The sequence below is a fragment of the Simplicispira piscis genome (genome assembly GCF_054783455.1).
The window spans coordinates 18081-34745 of the sequence record NZ_BAAGQN010000006.1; the positions used below are offsets into that span (position 1 = coordinate 18081).

13 protein-coding genes are annotated in these 16665 nt (G+C 60.2%); 7 read left to right on the forward strand and 6 right to left on the reverse strand.

The window, feature by feature from the left end; all coding sequences use genetic code 11:
- Window positions 1-1081 (forward strand): zinc-binding metallopeptidase family protein (locus tag ACYVOC_RS02275; RefSeq protein WP_461160748.1); only part of this gene is annotated, 1081 nt, incomplete at its 5' end.
- Between the two features lie 13 nt (window positions 1082-1094).
- On the opposite strand, the gene coaD is transcribed toward ACYVOC_RS02275, so the two are convergent.
- The 4 genes from coaD to ACYVOC_RS02295 form a co-directional block, all read right to left on the reverse strand.
- Window positions 1095-1595, reverse strand: coding sequence for a pantetheine-phosphate adenylyltransferase (gene coaD / locus ACYVOC_RS02280; RefSeq protein ID WP_461160749.1), 501 nt, complete (start codon window positions 1593-1595; stop codon window positions 1095-1097).
- 151 nt (window positions 1596-1746) lie between these two features.
- A complete protein-coding gene (rsmD, locus tag ACYVOC_RS02285) occupies window positions 1747-2409 on the reverse strand; it encodes a 16S rRNA (guanine(966)-N(2))-methyltransferase RsmD (protein WP_461160750.1) in 663 nt (220 codons plus the stop codon).
- Entirely contained in the window at window positions 2406-3752 is a 1347-nt protein-coding gene (locus ACYVOC_RS02290) for a M16 family metallopeptidase (RefSeq protein WP_461160751.1), read from the reverse strand. Before ACYVOC_RS02290 ends, rsmD begins: the two co-directional genes overlap by 4 nt.
- Before the next feature lie 26 nt (window positions 3753-3778).
- Window positions 3779-5251 (reverse strand): M16 family metallopeptidase, encoded by a 1473-nt coding sequence (locus tag ACYVOC_RS02295; RefSeq protein ID WP_461160752.1) that lies wholly within the window; start codon window positions 5249-5251, stop codon window positions 3779-3781.
- Between the two features lie 424 nt (window positions 5252-5675).
- Between ACYVOC_RS02295 and ftsY the strand changes: the two genes are divergently transcribed.
- The 3 genes from ftsY to ACYVOC_RS02310 all read left to right on the forward strand — a co-directional run bounded on the left by ftsY (window position 5676) and on the right by ACYVOC_RS02310 (window position 9724).
- Complete coding sequence (gene ftsY / locus ACYVOC_RS02300; protein WP_461160869.1) at window positions 5676-6773, forward strand: signal recognition particle-docking protein FtsY; 1098 nt, start codon at window positions 5676-5678, stop codon at window positions 6771-6773.
- A 70-nt stretch (window positions 6774-6843) separates the two neighbouring features.
- The gene (locus tag ACYVOC_RS02305; RefSeq protein ID WP_461160753.1) at window positions 6844-9228 is read left to right on the forward strand and encodes a glycosyltransferase; all 2385 of its coding nucleotides are present in this window, start codon (window positions 6844-6846) and stop codon (window positions 9226-9228) included.
- A 67-nt stretch (window positions 9229-9295) separates the two neighbouring features.
- Window positions 9296-9724, forward strand: coding sequence for a hypothetical protein (locus ACYVOC_RS02310; RefSeq protein ID WP_461160754.1), 429 nt, complete (start codon window positions 9296-9298; stop codon window positions 9722-9724).
- On the opposite strand, the gene ACYVOC_RS02315 is transcribed toward ACYVOC_RS02310, so the two are convergent.
- Window positions 9707-10588, reverse strand: coding sequence for a UbiA family prenyltransferase (locus ACYVOC_RS02315; RefSeq protein ID WP_461160755.1), 882 nt, complete (start codon window positions 10586-10588; stop codon window positions 9707-9709). The genes ACYVOC_RS02310 and ACYVOC_RS02315 overlap by 18 nt on opposite strands.
- Window positions 10589-10637: 49 nt before the next feature.
- Complete coding sequence (locus tag ACYVOC_RS02320) at window positions 10638-13727, reverse strand: hypothetical protein (protein WP_461160756.1); 3090 nt, start codon at window positions 13725-13727, stop codon at window positions 10638-10640.
- Between the two features lie 406 nt (window positions 13728-14133).
- Here ACYVOC_RS02320 and ACYVOC_RS02325 point away from each other — a divergent pair, with 406 nt between their 5' ends.
- The 3 genes from ACYVOC_RS02325 (at window position 14134) to ACYVOC_RS02335 (ending at window position 16573) form a co-directional block, all read left to right on the forward strand.
- A complete protein-coding gene (locus ACYVOC_RS02325) occupies window positions 14134-15168 on the forward strand; it encodes a glycosyltransferase (protein WP_461160870.1) in 1035 nt (344 codons plus the stop codon).
- The gene (locus ACYVOC_RS02330) at window positions 15168-15773 is read left to right on the forward strand and encodes a hypothetical protein (protein WP_461160757.1); all 606 of its coding nucleotides are present in this window, start codon (window positions 15168-15170) and stop codon (window positions 15771-15773) included. Before ACYVOC_RS02325 ends, ACYVOC_RS02330 begins: the two co-directional genes overlap by 1 nt.
- Before the next feature lie 107 nt (window positions 15774-15880).
- Window positions 15881-16573, forward strand: a complete 693-nt coding sequence (locus tag ACYVOC_RS02335) for a class I SAM-dependent methyltransferase (RefSeq protein WP_461160758.1) — start codon at window positions 15881-15883, stop codon at window positions 16571-16573.
- Window positions 16574-16665: the final 92 nt, after the last annotated feature.

Here is a 16665-nt window from a genome sequence, read left to right on the forward strand (position 1 = left end):
TTGCGGCCAGTGCGGTCATGTGGTGTTCTTCGACAGCGTGCAGTGCATGCACTGCGGGAGCACGCTGGCCTTTTTGCCTGACCAGGTGACCCTGGCGGCACTGGCCCCGGCACCTGAAGCGGGTGCGGGCCTGTGGCGGCGGCTGGGCACCGTACAACCGGGCGCGCTCTACCGTCTTTGCTACAACCACACCACCTGGGACGCCTGCAACTTTGGCGTCCCCGCGGCCAGCCCCCACTTGCTGTGCCTTGCCTGCCGCCAGACGCACAAATTGCCCGATCTGTCCGCCCCCGCCAACCTGCGGCACTGGATTCGCATCGAAGAAGCCAAGCGCCAGCTTTTCTATACCCTGGCGCGGCTCGGTCTGCAGCCTACGGACGACAACACCCCGCCAGACGCGGGCCCTGCCTACGCTTTTTTGGCCGACCTGCCGGGCGAACCGGCCATCGTGACGGGCCACCATGGCGGCACCATCACGCTGAACGTGGCCGAGGCCGACGACGACGAACGCGCCCGCCGCCGCATTGCGCTGCACGAGCCCTTTCGCACGCTGGTAGGCCACCTGCGCCACGAATCGGGCCATTTTTACTGGGACCGGCTGGTGCGTGACACAGACAAGCTGGACGCCTTCCGCGCCGTATTTGGCGACGAGCGGCGGGATTACGCGCAGGCGTTATCAACGCATTACGCCCAAGGCGCCCGCACCGACTGGAGCGCCCACCATGTCAGCGCCTATGCCGCCGCCCACCCGTGGGAAGATTGGGCCGAAACCTGGGCGCACTACCTGCACATGGTGGATTTGCTGGAAACAGCCGCCGCCTACGCCACCGGCCTGAACGTGCCTGGCGCCAACGCCGGGCCGCGCGAGCATGTGGCCAACCCCTTCACCCAGCCTGCGCCAGGGTTTGACACCATGGTGCGGCAATGGGTGCCGCTCACTTTGCTGCTCAACAGCCTGAACCGCAGCCTGGGCCAGCAGGACGCCTACCCGTTTGCACTGTCCGCAGGCGCGCTGTGCAAACTGCGTTTTGTGCACGACACCATCGCGCAAGGCAGCAGCATGCCCGCAGCCCGCACCTGAACCCCGGTTGGATTCAGGCGACTGCCGAGCGGCCCAACTTGTGCAGCAGGCCCTCGTGCACCACGGGCGAGACAAACTGCGCCACATCGCCCCCCAGCGTGGCAATCTCGCGCACCAGCGTACTGCTGATGAACTGGTGCTGGCTGCAAGGGGTGAGGAACACGGTTTCGATCTGCGGCGCCAGCGCACGGTTCATGCCGGCCAGCTGGAACTCGTAGTCAAAATCGGTGCCCGAGCGCAGCCCCCGCAGCATGGCCTTGGCGCCGTGCGCAGCAGCAAATTCGGTCACCAGCCCCTCGAAGGGCACCACCTGCACCTGGGGGCAGTCATGCAGCGCGGCGCGCGCCATTTCCATACGCTCGTCCAGGCTGAGCAGCGTCTTCTTGTGGTGGGCCATGGCCACCGCCACGATCACGCGGTCAAACATCTGCGCGGCGCGGCGCACCAGGTCCTCGTGGCCCAGGGTGATGGGGTCAAAGGTTCCGGGGTAGACGGCGATGATGTTCTGGGACATGGCGGGGCTTTCGGAAGGACGGGAATGCCATCAAGGCGTGGGCATTATGCAGCGCTGCGCCAGGGTGTGCATCCACAACAAGGTTTTAGTAAAAGCAAGCTACAGCGCTTATTCATCAAGCGCTATTAGCTATTAATTAAGTAGCAAATCTTCAACCCAGGGCGCGCAGCAAATGCGCGTGCACAGCGCCTGCCTTGAGGTGGCGGTGCAGTGCCAGGCCCAGCGGTGCCAGTACCTCGTCGCTCCAGGCTGTGGCGGTCTCCAGGTAGACAAAACCCTGGGGCGCCAGCGCGCGGGCGGCGGCTTTCAGGGCCGCCTCGTAGTGCGGGCTTTCAAAGGGGGGATCGAGCAGCACCAGGTCCAGGCTGGCCGGTGCGCTTTGCTGCAAAGCGGCCAGGCCATCACCCCGGCGCACCTGCACGGTGCTGGCCTTCAGGCGCTGGCACAGCTGCTGCAGGCGCTCGACCAAACCGGCATCCTGCTCTACCAGTTGCACGCTGGCGGCGCCGCGCGAAGCGGCCTCCAGACCCAGGGCTCCGGTGCCGGCAAAAGCATCCAGGCAGCGCCAGCCCGCCAGGTCCTGGCCCAGCCAGTTGAAAAGTGTCTCGCGCACCCGGTCGGGCGTGGGCCGCAGGCCGGGCAGTTGCGCTACGGGCAGGCGCGTGCGCTTCCACTGCCCACCGATGATGCGCACCTCGCCCACGCCCTGGGGGGTGGCCGGTTTTTTCTCGGGCCGGGCGGCCACTGCAGGGGCGGTGTGGGGCTTCGGGCGCATGGCGGCAGCAGCCTGCGCGGGGGTCAGGCGGCGGCTCATGGCTGCGCTCCCAGTACCACGGTGACCATACGCGCTGGCTGGAGCTTGCGCGCCATGGCAGCACGAATGTCGGCCACGGTAAGGGCTTCGACACGCTTCGTCCAGCCGTCCAAGTAGTCCAGCGGCAGACCGTTGGTGGCGATGTTCACCACGTTGGACAAGAGCTTTCTGTTGCTGTCGATGCGCAGGGCAAAGCCGCCCACCAGGTTGTCCTTGGCGGCACGCAACTCCTCTTCGGTCGGCCCTTCGGCGACATAGCGATCCAGCACCTCACGCGCCACCTGCAAGGCCTGCGCTGCCTGATCTGGCCGGGTTTGCAGGGCGATGGTGAAGGCACCGGCATGCAGGCCCGGAGCAAAGCCGCTGTACACGCTGTAGCTCAGGCCGCGCTTTTCGCGCACCTCTTCCGTCAGGCGCGAGACAAATCCGCCACCGCCCAGGATGTGGTTGCCCACGAGCAGTGCCAGAAAATCGGGGTCGCTGCGCTTGAAGCCAGGCTGGCCAACGAGCACCTGGGCTTGTGCCGAGGCAAAGGGAATGTCTTTTTCCATGGCGGCGACCAGCGGGGCCACTTCGGGCACGGCGGGCAGTGCCGGGCACGGGTCGGAGGCCGGCAGGCGCGCCAGCAAGGCTGCCACCAGCAGCCGCGCCTGGGCGCGCTCGACAGCCCCCACGATGTGCACGCGCGCACGGCAGGCATCCACATGGCGGGTGTGGAACTGCTGCATGTCCGCCAGGTGGATGCGCGCCAGAGTATCCTCGGTGGCGCGCTGGCCGTAAGGGTGGTTGCCGTACACGGCCGCAGCAAAGGCCTGGCTGGCCACGGTGCCGGGGCGCGTATCGGCCTCACGCAAAGCCGCTGTCCAGCGGGCGCGCTCGCGCTCCCACACATCTTGCGGCCAGGCGGGTTCGGCCATCTGGCGCGCGGCCAGAAGCACGGCCTTGTCGAGCAGGTCCGGCTCGGTCAGGGAGCGCAGCGAATAGCTCAGCGCATCCTTGCCTGCACCCACCTCAAACTGCGCACCCAGATCAGCCCAGGCTTCTCCCAGGGCGTTCTCGTCCAGGGCCGCAGCACCGCGCCCGGCACGCACACCCTTGGAGGCCATGGTGGCCACGGCGCTGGCCAGACCGGCCTGGTTGGCGGGGTCGCGGCGGCTGCCGGCATCAAAGTCAATCTGCACATCGACCATCGGAATAGCCGGGCTTTCCACCAGCCACACCTGGGCGCCACTGGGCTCACGCCAGTGCTGTATGGGCAGAAGCGCCCAGGCAGATTGGGTATAAAAAACCACTCCAGCGCTTATCAATAAAGCGCGGGAAGCTATGTATTTAATAGCATTCATATTCATTCCTGCAGGGCGTAAGCCCTTTAATGGCGGTGGGCAGCGCTGCCGGGGGCAGTGGTGGGGCGCTGTGCGCCCGCCGCCAGAGGCTGGGGCAGCAGCGTGGCCACGGTGAGCTGGTCGTCACCAAAATAGCGCTGCGCGACCGATTGCACCTGTTGGGCCGTCACCGTGCGCAATTGCGCCAGCATGCGGTCCTCGGCATCCAGCCCAAAACCCTGGACCCAGTAGCTGCCCAGCTCGCTGGCCTGGCTTTGCAGCGAGTCACGGCTATACACCTTGCTGGCCATCCACTGTGTCTTCACACGCTCGAGTTCGGCCGGGTCCACGCCCTCGCGGCCGATACGCGCCACTTCGGCGCGCAAGGCATCTTCCACCTGCTGCGCCGTCTTGCCCTGTGCAGGCACCCCGGTCAGCACAAACTGCGCGGGGCCGCGCCCCACCACCGAGGCACCGCTGTCGGCGCTGTCGGCCACGCGCTGCGGCCCCTGGGTGAGCGCACGCTCCAGGCGGGCGCCGTCGTAGCCGCTGAGCACGGCCGAAAGCACCGTCAGCGCCAGCGCGTCGCGGTCGTCCGCCGTCAGCGCATCGGGCGAGGCCAGGCGCGGCACACGAAACGCCAGCGCCACATAGGCCTGCTCGGCAGGTGCCTTGACCTCAATGCGGCGCAGGCCGCGTTGCACGGGTTCAGCGCGTGGCTTGCGCTCAGGAACGGCACGCGCGGGAATGCTGCCGTAATACTTTTCGGCCAGGGCGCGCACCTTGGCCACATCGACATCGCCCGCCACCACGATGGTGGCATTGCCAGGCACGTACCACTGGCGGTGGAACTGGCGCACGTCGTCGGGTGTCATGGCGTCCAGGTCGCTCATCCAGCCCACCACGGGGCGGCGGTAGGGCGAAGCCACGAGGGCGGCCGCGCCCAATTGCTCCCACAGCAGGGCGCGTGGCTGGTCTTCGGTGCGCATGCGGCGCTCTTCCTTCACCACTTCGATCTCCTTGCGGAACTCGGCGTCGGGCCATTGGTTGTGGGCGAAGCGGTCGGACTCCAGGCGCATCACTTCTTCGAGACGGTGCGCGGGAATCTGCTGGTAGTAGCCCGTGTAGTCGCGGCTGGTGAAGGCATTTTCGGTACCCCCCAGCGCGGCCACACGGCGCGAGAAATCACCCGGGGGAACAGTCTTGGAGCCCTTGAACATCATGTGTTCCAGCACATGGGCCACGCCCGAGGTGCCGTCCACCTCGTCCATCGAGCCCACCCGCAGCCACACCATGTGCATCGCCGTGGGAGCACGCCGGTCGGGCTGCACGATGAGCTGCATGCCATTGGACAGCTGAAACTGCCGCGCCCCGGAGGGCGAAACGGGCAACGGCATGGCTCCAGCCTGGGGCGTGGAAGCGCCCTTGGCAAGGGGTTGAGAAGGGCGGTCAGACTGCGCAGCGGCAGTCCCAACGGCGAGGCAGGCCAACAGGCCCAGAAGGGGAAGTGCGCGTTTCATAGAATGCACTGATTCTACGAACCCGCCAATGTTCAGCTTTTTCAAGAAAAAAACCGCCCCACCGCCCGCCGAGACTCCCGCGCCCGCAACACCAGAGGTGCACGAGCCGCAGGTGCTGCCAGCGGTCACAGCACCGCCCGCGGTAGAGACAACGCCCGCGCCTTTGTCGTCACCCGGCTCAGTGCCTGCGGCAGAGCCTTCGGCCCCAGCCTTCCCTGCGGCGAGCCTGCCGCCCACCCCCCCGGCCCAGCCCGTAGCAAGCGCGCCCCCGGCCAGCGCCGCCCCAGGCGGCGCCTTTGGCTGGCTGCGCAAGCCGTTTGGCAGCAAGGACTCCACGGCGCCCATCGCCGCACCCGAGATTCCGCCCGCACCCGTCCTACCCCGACCGGAACAGGTTGTAGAGCCCGTTGCCCCCTTACCGGCCATGCCTGCTGCAGAGGCGCAGCCCCCTGCCCCACCGGCACCGGCCGTTCAGGCGCCGCCGCCGCCACCTGTCGTCGCTGCACCTGCGCCCGCACTCGCAGCGCGGCATCCCCTGCCAACGCCTCCGGTCAGCACCGCGGTGGCACCCGCCCCCTCAACCCTGCCTGCGGCTGCGCCCACCGCGCAAGCGCCCGCAGCCGAACGCAAGGGCTGGTTTGACCGCCTTAAATCGGGCCTGCGCAAGACGGGTTCAAGCATCACAACGGTCTTCACCGGCACGCGCATTGACGATGCGCTGTACGAAGAGCTGGAAGAAGCGCTGCTCCTGGCCGACACCGGCGTCAAGGCCACGCAGCACCTGCTGGAAGACCTCAAGCGCCGCGTCAAGGAATCCAAAACCACCGACCCCGCCGCCGTCAAGGGCCTGCTGGCCGACGCGCTGACCGCCCTGCTGCGCCCCCTGGAAAAGGCCCTGGTGATTGGTGAGCACACCCCCACTGTCATCATGGTGGCAGGCGTCAACGGTGCAGGCAAGACCACCTCCATCGGCAAGCTCACGCGCCACCTGGCCAACGAAGGGGCCAGCGTGCTGCTGGCTGCGGCGGACACCTTCCGCGCGGCTGCGCGCGAGCAGCTGGGCGTCTGGGCCGACCGCAACACCGTGGAGATCGTCAGCCAGGAAGGCGGCGACCCCGCCGCTGTGAGCTTTGATGCCGTGACCGCCGGCAAGGCCCGCGGCAAGGATGTGGTGCTGGTGGACACGGCGGGCCGCCTGCCCACCCAGATACACCTGATGGAAGAGTTGAAAAAAATCCGCCGCGTGGTCACCAAGGCCGACGCCACGGCACCGCACGAGGTCCTGCTGGTGATCGACGGCAACACCGGCCAGAACGCCCTGGCCCAGGTGCGCGCCTTCGACGACGCGCTGCAACTCACCGGCCTGGTGGTCACCAAGCTCGACGGTACCGCCAAGGGCGGCGTGCTGGCCGCTATCGCGCAGGAGCGCCCGATTCCGGTGTATTTCATCGGCGTGGGAGAAAAGCTCGAAGACCTGGAAACCTTCAACGCCCGCGAATTCGCCCAGGCCCTGCTGTCTTGAAGGCCCTGATTACCCGGTCCGCGCTGAGGCTTTTTGCCGCTGCAACGAGCCCTTTTCCAAAGAACACATCATGGCGGCACCACGCGCGATCTTCACCATCTGCTCCAATAACTATGTATCCATGGCCAGGGTACTGCTGGAGAGCGTACAAAGGCATCACCCCGAGGCAGCGGTCTATTTGTGCCTGGCCGACGAGATCCAGCAAAAGCTGGTGGACTATCCAGCTAAATGCGAGGTCATAGCCGCCGAGACACTGAACATCGATGACTTCCGTGGGTTCGCGTTTCGGTACGACATCCTGGAGTTCAACACGGCAGTCAAACCATTCATGTTCCGTGCCTTGCGGGATCGCGGTCATGACCATGTGGTCTACCTTGATCCGGATATAGAGTTGTATGCGCCGCTGGACAAGGTGTTCGAGCTTCTGGAGTCTGGTGCATCGTTTGTTTTGACACCCCATCTCACCCAGCCTGCCGAGCGCGATGAGTTTCCTGACGATGTTGGCATCATGCGTGCAGGGGTCTACAACCTGGGGTTTCTCGGGGTAGGCTCTGCACCTGACACGGAGCGCCTGCTTCGCTGGTGGTCCCGTAAGCTGCAATACGACTGTGTCAACGAACCCGATTCAGGTCGGTTCGTCGATCAGAAATTCATGGATTTGATCCCGGGATTTTCGCCACACGTACAAATCCTCAGAGACACCGCTTACAACGTCGCTTATTGGAATCTCCACCAGCGGGATCTCGCTGGCAGCCGAGGCGCATGGCGAATTGACGGGAAACCCCTTCGCTTCTTCCACTTCAGTGGAATTGACCCGTGGAACCTGCGCCGGCTGTCAAAACACACCGAGGCTTTTTGCGACTCGGGCATCTCCCAACCGCTGGCGGCTCTGATGCAGGACTACGCAGACCGCGTGCTTGCGCGGGGACATGGTTCGATCCCGGCGGGGTCGTATGCCTATGGGCGATTCGCTTCGGGAACTCCAATACCGACCTTCGTGCGCCGGATATTCCGTGATCGGCACGTGCGCTGGCTGGGTGGAGACCCTTTTTTGACTTACGAGGACTACCTCCACCTGCCCAGCCCGGAGGCAGCCAGCGGCACCCACGGGAAAGTCACACGCCTGACAGCGGAGATGTGGCGCAATCAACCCTGGCTACAGCATGCTTTCGATATTTCCACCCACCAGGGTGCAGACGGATATCTGCAATGGTTCAGCGCCCACGGCCGCCCCTGGTTCGATGGCAGGGCGGCCATGGCTCCCAAACAGCCTTGGAACATGCCTGAAGAACCCCATGCAGAGCCCCATGCACTTGCGCCAGCCAGCGATGCAGCGCCCCTGGTCACGGTCGTAGGCTACCTGCGACTGGCCTTGGGTGTGGGCGAAGCAGGCCGCCAGATGCTGCGCGCCCTCCACCATGGCCAAGTCCCGGTACGGGGTCTACCCATTCGCATCAGCGCTTTTTCCGATGAAGTGGAGCAGTCGCTCGAACCCCTATTTGTAGACAGCTCGCACGCATCTATTGAAATCTTCAATATCAACGCTGATCAGTTGCCACTGGTACTCGAAAAACTTCGACCCTCGCTGCATGCCAGCGCGTGGCGATCTATGATGCCCTTTTGGGAACTGGAGAGTTTTCCTTCCCCATGGATCGCAGCGCTGGAAATGGTCGATGAGGTATGGGCGCCCACGCGTTTTATCGAGGGCATGCTCAAACACAAGGTCAAAAGACCTGTACGGTACATGCCGCTGGCGCTGACCTTCGATCCGCCTCCTCCCGCAGGCCGAAGCCAATTTGGACTGGATGCGGACGCCTTCATTTTTTACTTCTCTTTCGACTGCTTTTCCTTCGTTCAGCGCAAAAATCCGATGGCTGTGGTACGGGCGTTTTACAAGGCTTTTCGGCAGTCCAAGCCTGTGGCCAGAGCCAAGCTGGTCCTCAAAGCTCTCAATTCGAAGAAGCTGCAAAGCGACCAATCACAATGGCTGGAGGAATTACGCCAGGACACCGAGGTTCAGCTCATAGAAGACACTTTGAGCAGGGAGAAGACCTTGCAACTCATTGGATGCTGTGACGTCGTGGTGTCCTTGCACCGCAGCGAAGGTCTGGGCCTGCTGATTGCAGAGGCCATCCAGATGGGAAAGCCCGTGATTGCCACTGACTACTCCGCTACCACGGAATTGATTTCCCACCACACTGGATGGCCGGTAGACTATAAGCTGGTGCCAGTGCCCAAAGGCGATTACCCGTTCCACACCGACCAAGTGTGGGCTGAGCCCGATGAGGTGCACGCTGCCTGGCAGATGCGCTCCGTGTATTTTTCGCCGGAAGAGGCAGCGCGCCGTGCAAAAAATGCACAGACATTGCTGCGTCAGCGACATAGCCTGGACAGCTGCTCGCAGCGACTGAGAAGTCGGATTAATGAAGTGCTCACGTGGCAAAGCACGTCGTGATGAGCAAGTGAATCCGAGGCTCACCCAGAATTGGCATCCCGCGAAAGACTCTCCAATGGAACCATTGATGCATGAACGACGTACCCACCCCCAGGCCGAGGCCCTGCGCCCCCTGGACAGCATGGTGGCTCGGCTCCATGAAACCGCACGAACCGGCTTGGTGCAAGACCGCGCACTGCCGCGCGTACTCTCCGTTGCGCCCTCATCACACCTCAGCCCGCATATCGAACTCGACCTGTTGGATGCTCAAGCGGAATGCCGACGCCTTGTCCGAGCTGGAACCGAAATGCACGAGGAAATTCTCGTGCTCCATCACCAGCTAGCAGCCACCGGACAGCAGGTTCAGGCCTTGCTGGCAGACCAGCAGGAGTACGTACAAACGAGGATCAAGCTGCAATTTCTTGAAGCACGGGTAGATGCCCTACTGCAGTCTGCCTCATGGCGCATAACCAAACCCTTGCGGTTGCTGTACCGCCAGTTAACCGGCCGCGCCTGACAGCATGCTACGCATGTAGGACAGTGTAAGGGTGGCCAGCAGCGCTATACCGATCAGCGCAAAGTTGAGCCGGTACTGCGATTGCAACTGAAGTAAGGGACGCAGTTCAAGCTGCGACAGCAGGGCCCGCCAAGACTTGACGGTGTGCAGCAAATAAGCCATCACAGATATCCCAAACAGCCCCCAATGCTGCTCCGCAGCGCTGTACACAGCAAGCAGCAAATATGCCATGCTGAACAATACGAATGCCGTGATAAATGTCGCTTTTTTCCCAAATGCCACCGCATTCGTACGGATGCCGTTAGCGCAATCTGCATCGTGCCCGCGCACCTCATGCATGAGGTGCCCGGCGGCAAATACCACCCCGAAGTAGCCAGCGAAAAGAATAGCTGGAAGATTCAGCCGTGCAATGGCAAGGTATCCCAACAAGAAATGCAGACTTCCTCCTAACAGGTGAAGCAGGGAACTCGCAACCGGAGCCCCCTTGAGGTGCCAGCGGGGCGCTGAGTAAAGCGCGCTGGTCACCAGCATGCCCGCCGCAATCCACAACGCGGGATCAGCGAGACAGGCAGAGACAGCCAATCCCAGCGCAGCTAAAAACTGCGCAAGCCACCACATGGTGCGCCGGGACACCCCCAGCGATAGAAAGGTTCGCGCACTACGACTCGGGTCATTCAGATCGCCGTCGATGCCTGCCCAATCATTGAGCACGATGATGTGTGCCACCAGACTAACGCTCGCGCACACCAAGACCGCCAGTACCTGTAGGGCATCAAGTCCATGGAGCGCCACGGAACGATCCAACGCGAACGTGAACCCTATCAACGGAGTTCCTTGAAGCACCGCCACTTCATCCACACGCACGCAGCGCAACCATTGGGGCCAACAACGTATTCCCACCGAAAAATTACTTTCAGCGCTGAACAACCGCCACTTGGCGGGCCTGCTCAGTGGCGACAAAAAGGCGCAGCCACAGCGCCAACCCCAACTCGGGCGACCAGTAGTAGCGGCGCACGGTGGCGGTCAGGTCATTGTGGAAATACAGCAAAGGGGACTGCCAGACGCGCAGGAACCCGCCATCAGCGAGCTTTCGCAGCAGGTCTTCGTTTGTCTTGAGCTGGCGCCGGTCACCCCCCGCTTCCGTCACCTGAATCTGCTCAATAACCCGCAACCACAATTGCTGATCCGTATCCTCGACGGCGAGCAAAGACGGTGGCAGTTTCAAAGGACACCCCATGGCCTGCAGAGCGGGCAACCGCCACACCACAGCTGCCGGTGCCCTTTTGTAGTACACCCACAGGGATGGATCCTCTGAACGGGATTGCAGCATGATGCAAAGCTCTCGCGCCGCCATGGGATCAATCTGATAGAGCCACATCAGCACATGGATCTGGATACCGATATCGGCAGGATTGGGGTCCTGACCAGGGTCGATGCACTCGTAGTGGTCTGGTGTGGCTAGCCATGTGCGATAGAGCCCTTCTGGCGTTTTGAATGCTTCCAGTGCGGCGCGGGCCCTCGTCTGCAACTTGCCGTCTGACACAGGCGCGAGCCGCCAGACCAGCGCGGTATCGTCTGCATCCGGCGTGATCTTGCACCCCATCACGCCATGGGAGGGCAGATCGGGACGCCCGTGGTATCGAACGAGGCCGGACTCCTCAATTTGCAAGGATAGAAAGCCCCTGGCACGGTTCAAGGTGTCAGAGAGTTTCAATCGCTCACCTACAGGGCTGAGCAGATCAACGATCGCAGCTGTGGAGAACACATTCAATTCAACTCCGGGTTGATGGAAACGTACGTCAGTGGTGTAGTCGGTCAGCCAATAGCCGTCGCTGTCTTGTTGATGCTCAAGCGTGCGCGCTGCAAGCCTGGCCAGCTCCTCCATCGGCATGTTGTGAGACCACTGTTGAGCATCGGCCGGGGCCGTAACCGAGAAAATCCTGGAAATGAGCTGCTGCGGCGCAAGGGCCGAATTTTGCGCCGGTAATACAACGGAGATTTTGTGCTCGCCCCCAGGCAGGCGGCGCGCTGGAATACGCACCCTCCATCCACTGGGCGCACTCCATCCAAGGGCCTGCTCCACATCAGGCCGCCGGAAGAAAGAATCGATTACAGCGACCCGTTCGCCATCGAGCCAAAGCTCCAAATTTTCAGGCGCTTGGCGGCCGCGCGCAGTCCAACCTACGACCTCGACCCCGCGGTTTGGATACACACGCACAACATCAATCGACCCTTGCCAGGAGGCATCCATTGACGCCTTAAGGGCCGACGGGGCTACAGCAGGCTTCGGTAATTCGAATGCCTGAAGAGCCCAAGGCATGGCATAGAGATGCGAACGGACCAAAGCGCTGAACACGGGGCGATCTGAAGTCAAGAGCGACGCCGGGAAAGATATCTTCCACGCCCCTGCGGTGGAGTTGCCCATGAACTTCGCCACGTCCTCGCGGTATTCGAAGTGGCCCGCCCCTCCAGGCACGCGCGCCCCATCGATCAGCAGATGGACATCGAACGGTTGACGGCTACCGAAAAGCGACCATCCCTCCACCGTGGCCACACCCTCAGGGGAGATACTCAATCGATCGATAGATCCGTAAAGACCGGGAAAAAGATCATTGAAAAGCGTCGGCTGGTTCTTCCACGGCGAATGGGCCACCATCCATGCAGCCTGTGCGGAGCTGGTCTTGTGTTCTTTCCAGTTGCTTGCCGGATGAACGCTGAGGTATTCGGCGTGAACACTGCCGTTATATCCAAACGCTCCGACCGCGGAGCTGGCAACAGCAAACAACCCCAGCGCCACAAATGCTCGCCGTCCGATGACGCTCAGGCGTTGGATGACGACGGGTAGAACCCAGATAAGTATGGGAAGCATATCAGTCATGAATCGAGGCCCCCAGCTCACCCCGGAGGTCCAATTCACTGCACCGTAAAAAAATAGCTGGCACACCGTTGTTGCAGCCAAAAGCAGCGACAGCAAACGGTTGGATGGTTGCTTGGCTTGCAGCATAAAACCCAGTGGTGCAAAGACAAGAAACGGGGAGAACAGTAAAAGACCATGTACTGGGCTGATCAAAAGACCGAGCACACCGTCAATAGTGCCCGGCACAGAGAGATCAAGCTGCTTGCCTTCCATCGCCAGGCCATAGCCCCCGACCACATTTCCGACCACCTGCACGTTGTAAACAAGGGTGGCGGCCACAGGCAAAACGGCCCCTGCAATAAAAAATCCAAAATTCCGGCGGTCCCGGGCAAGTGCATGTAGCGCAAAGCCCATGGCAAGTATCGCGTCAGGCTGCCTATTACAAGCAAGCAAAGCGCAAAGCAGACCGCCTATAAATCCCCGCCAGGGCGTTTGCAGTGGCGTCACGGCAAGCCACAGCAAAGCGATGACGAGCAATTGTGCGACGCCATGCATCCATAGCGCCTGGCTGCTGATAACCCAAGTCGACGTCCCAAATGCGAACAATGAGGCTAACCCTGCAGAGGTTGCCACATCGCATTGCCGTCGAAGAAGCAAGAACATGCACGCGACACTGATGCTTGCGACAAATGAAGCGGACAATTTTTCCATGATGCGCCCAACGCGTTCGACGCGCTGCAGACTCCAATCCGTGGCGTTCAGGTACATGACGGCGGGCGCATAAAGCGGCGCCACTAGAACGGGCGTAATCGGCGGGTACATGGACACCAAACTGCCCTGTTTGGTTTTGAGAATCCACCAGACATCATCTTTTTGACCCGCTTGTTGGGGCAGGCTGGCGCCCTGCGCTACGTGCTGTGCGATCGGGTCCAGAACCAAGCTGCCATTTTTCCAAATCGACAATGGCAAATACCGGGCTGCGTAGGTGTCCACTGCCCCTATTGTTCGCAAGTTGCTGTTGAAAATCAGAAAACTTGCACAAAAAAACAGCAGAGCAATCAGTCGACTGCTATCCCAACGGAAAGGGCAAGCAGTCTGGTCGAGTACGCGTTGCAAAGCAACCGAACGGGAGCGTTGATAACTCATAGTGTGGTAAAACTTGCCGTGACATCGGTGAAGGGTCGCTAAAGAATGCGACGCTAGCCTGGAATCGCTTCGCCAACCCCAAGCCAGACGGCATTTCGTCCAGGCCATGTGCACCTGCACGAAGTGCAGAGAAGCGCTCGACAATCGGTGTAGCAGTGTAACAATCCCCTCCAGCAAAGCAGGCTAGCGGCAACTGGCCGAGCAACTGCGGAGAGCACGGGCATCACGAATGGCATGGTGGATCGCTTCATGGCTTGCTCATCCTGCCGTCCAATGCTTCAGGTGATCTGGCTGCCACCTCAATGGAAGGTGGCAAGCGTCAGAAAAAGACCGCCCTCAATGTCTTTGCGCTTTATTTTTTGAGATGACTCCTATACCCCAGTTGTGCGCAAAATTCATTGTGCTTATGCCCGTGTACGAGGACAGGGAGGCATGCGCACTGTTACTACAACACTTGGAGGCACGCATGCATGTGCCTCATTGCGTAGTAGTTGTCGATGATGGATCACAACGTCATCCATTCCTGCCCCTCGAAACGTCGACGCATTCACTGCAGGACCTTCACCTGCTGCGGCTAGACTGCAATATGGGCCATCAAACAGCTATTGCTGTGGGTTTGCAATACATCGCGAAACATGTGCTTCGGTGCGATCAAACTGTGGTGATCATGGATTCCGATGGAGAAGATTCACCTGAGGCGATTAGCAAATTAGCAGCGGAACTGGGAGAAACTTGTGATGTAGCGGTAGCATCCCGCGGAAAACGCGACGATGGACCGCTCTTCCAACTGCTGTATGCAGCCTACAAGACACTTTTTCGGTTCCTGACTGGCCATCGCATGAACTTCGGTAACTTCATGGTCCTGAGCGAGCCTGGGGTGCGACGCCTAAGTGCCATGCCGACTATCTCTCAGCACTTGGCAGCCACTGTGCTTGCGTCGAACTTGAAGATGCGAAAAGTGCGCGTGAACCGAGGACAACGGTACGCAGGCCGCTCCAAGATGAATCTGCGCAAACTCGTGCAGCACGGTATCGCTTCTCTTGCAGTCCTAGCACCATTGATCCAGCATCGGCTTGCCCTGGCTGGTGCCCTGTTTATAGGGCTGGCTTGGATGGGCGCAGTGGTGCTGGGCGGACTAGTGGCTGCAAGACCGGGCGAAACGTTCGGGCCGGCTACCGCGTTATGCACCGCTGTACTCAGCGTGTCAGCGCTTGCCGCTGTGGCGTCGGCAACGCTGTCTGCGCGCCTGGGGAAGCTGCACAGACTTTCAGCGGATGGTTCAGACTATGGAAAATCGCTCCAGAGCCGCAGCGAAGCACTCGCTGGCGTCGATGCACACCGTTCACGCCCTCATTTTGAGCCACTGCATTCACAACCAGTATTGGAACAGAATTGGGCCGCTGCGGACATTTCTTCCCCCTGCCGACAGCCAAATACTTGATGCAACGCTTAGCCTTATCGATAGCCGGATTCGCCATTTATACCGTGATCACGGTAATCACATATTGGCTTTACATTCACTTTTTCAGGGTAGATGTTGTTTTTTATGCAGCCATATGGGCTTGCAGCCTCGCACTACTAATTTATATTTTTTTTATTTTTATCACGCCATTCGCACGATATTTTAGTCCACTGGAGACTACGCAAAATATTGTTATTTGCGGATTACTCGGCTACATTATGGCAATCACATTCCCTACAATAATAGATCGCTCGCTGTCATTTTATTTTCTCGAAAAAATTCACCAGCGCGGTAGTGGTATCCAAGTCAAATATTTGAATTTCATCTTCCGTGAAGAATATGTTAAAGAGCATCGTTTGATGGATGTACGACTCACCGAACAATTAGAGTCCGGCACCGTATTTATTGATTCCACTAACTGCATTCACCTGACCTCACGCGGAGAGCGTCTTGCAAAATTCAGCCGTTTTTTTCGAGCCCATTTTCTTCCACCGCAGCGACTGATTGCCGGAAAATACTCCAGCGATCTTATCGACCCCTTTGCACAGAAAACCCCAGCGCCGGACTATCTTTGCAAGCAGTAGCAGTAGCAGTAGCAGTAGCAGTAGCAGTACACTACAGCGCGAAAAAATACCCAGCATGATTAATTCATCATTCCATGGACTGCAGATAATAATTCCCAGGAGACGCCTTGAACTTCAGCAAAGCTCAGCAGCTGGTAAAATCTGTCAAACACTGGCACCATACATTCGAAATTTATCCCGGCCTTATTACGCCAGGCAGTTACAATCCAAGTTTTTTATTACATGATATTTCTTTTCCCTCTGATCTGAGGGGCCAACGCGTACTCGACATTGGTCCTTCAGACGGTTTTTTCTCGCTAGCAGCCCATCAACTGGGTGCAGAAGTGGTCGCCGTAGACTATCGCCCTAAGAATACCCATGGATTCGGCGTCATGGAAATCATCACAGGGGGAGATTTTCAATACCATAGCGCTAATATCTACGATCTGACTGCCAAAGAACTCGGAACCTTCGATCATGTCCTTTTTCTCGGCGTCTTGTATCACCTGCCGGATATGGTGAAGGCGCTGGCTATTGCTCGATCCCTGTGCCGTGGAACCTTATATCTTGAGAGCCACGCGGCCAATGATCTTGCGCTGCAAGAGCCCATCGCCCGATACTACCGAAGCGCGACCCTTGCGGACGATATCACCAATTTTTGGTCTCCCAATGCCGCATGCATACGTGATATGACATTCGACTGTGCATTCGACTTGGTATCAGAAAGAACTTGGGGAGATCGGTACTTTGGACGCTTCCAAACCAATGAGGAACCTGAGCGCAAACGAAAACTCCAGTGGGGCTACGGTCTACTGAGATAAACGACTTTTCGGAGCACTTTTTCATTGGCCCCTGCCCAGAGACCGGACGCCAACCTTTCAGTATCTCATCGGCGTCGGCGAAAAGCTCGAAG

What these genes read in the sequence shown, in the direction of transcription:
- coaD (WP_461160749.1), bottom strand. Translation starts at nt 1,595, where the DNA reads ATGTCCCAGAACATCATCGCCGTCTACCCCGGAACCTTTGACCCCATC.
- ftsY (WP_461160869.1), top strand. Translation starts at nt 5,676, where the DNA reads ATGCCTGCTGCAGAGGCGCAGCCCCCTGCCCCACCGGCACCGGCCGTT.
- ACYVOC_RS02295 (WP_461160752.1), bottom strand. Translation starts at nt 5,251, where the DNA reads ATGAAACGCGCACTTCCCCTTCTGGGCCTGTTGGCCTGCCTCGCCGTT.
- ACYVOC_RS02290 (WP_461160751.1), bottom strand. Translation starts at nt 3,752, where the DNA reads ATGAATGCTATTAAATACATAGCTTCCCGCGCTTTATTGATAAGCGCT.
- ACYVOC_RS02305 (WP_461160753.1), top strand. Translation starts at nt 6,844, where the DNA reads ATGGCGGCACCACGCGCGATCTTCACCATCTGCTCCAATAACTATGTA.
- ACYVOC_RS02330 (WP_461160757.1), top strand. Translation starts at nt 15,168, where the DNA reads ATGCAACGCTTAGCCTTATCGATAGCCGGATTCGCCATTTATACCGTG.
- rsmD (WP_461160750.1), bottom strand. Translation starts at nt 2,409, where the DNA reads ATGAGCCGCCGCCTGACCCCCGCGCAGGCTGCTGCCGCCATGCGCCCG.
- ACYVOC_RS02320 (WP_461160756.1), bottom strand. Translation starts at nt 13,727, where the DNA reads ATGAGTTATCAACGCTCCCGTTCGGTTGCTTTGCAACGCGTACTCGAC.
- ACYVOC_RS02325 (WP_461160870.1), top strand. Translation starts at nt 14,134, where the DNA reads ATGCCCGTGTACGAGGACAGGGAGGCATGCGCACTGTTACTACAACAC.
- ACYVOC_RS02310 (WP_461160754.1), top strand. Translation starts at nt 9,296, where the DNA reads ATGCATGAACGACGTACCCACCCCCAGGCCGAGGCCCTGCGCCCCCTG.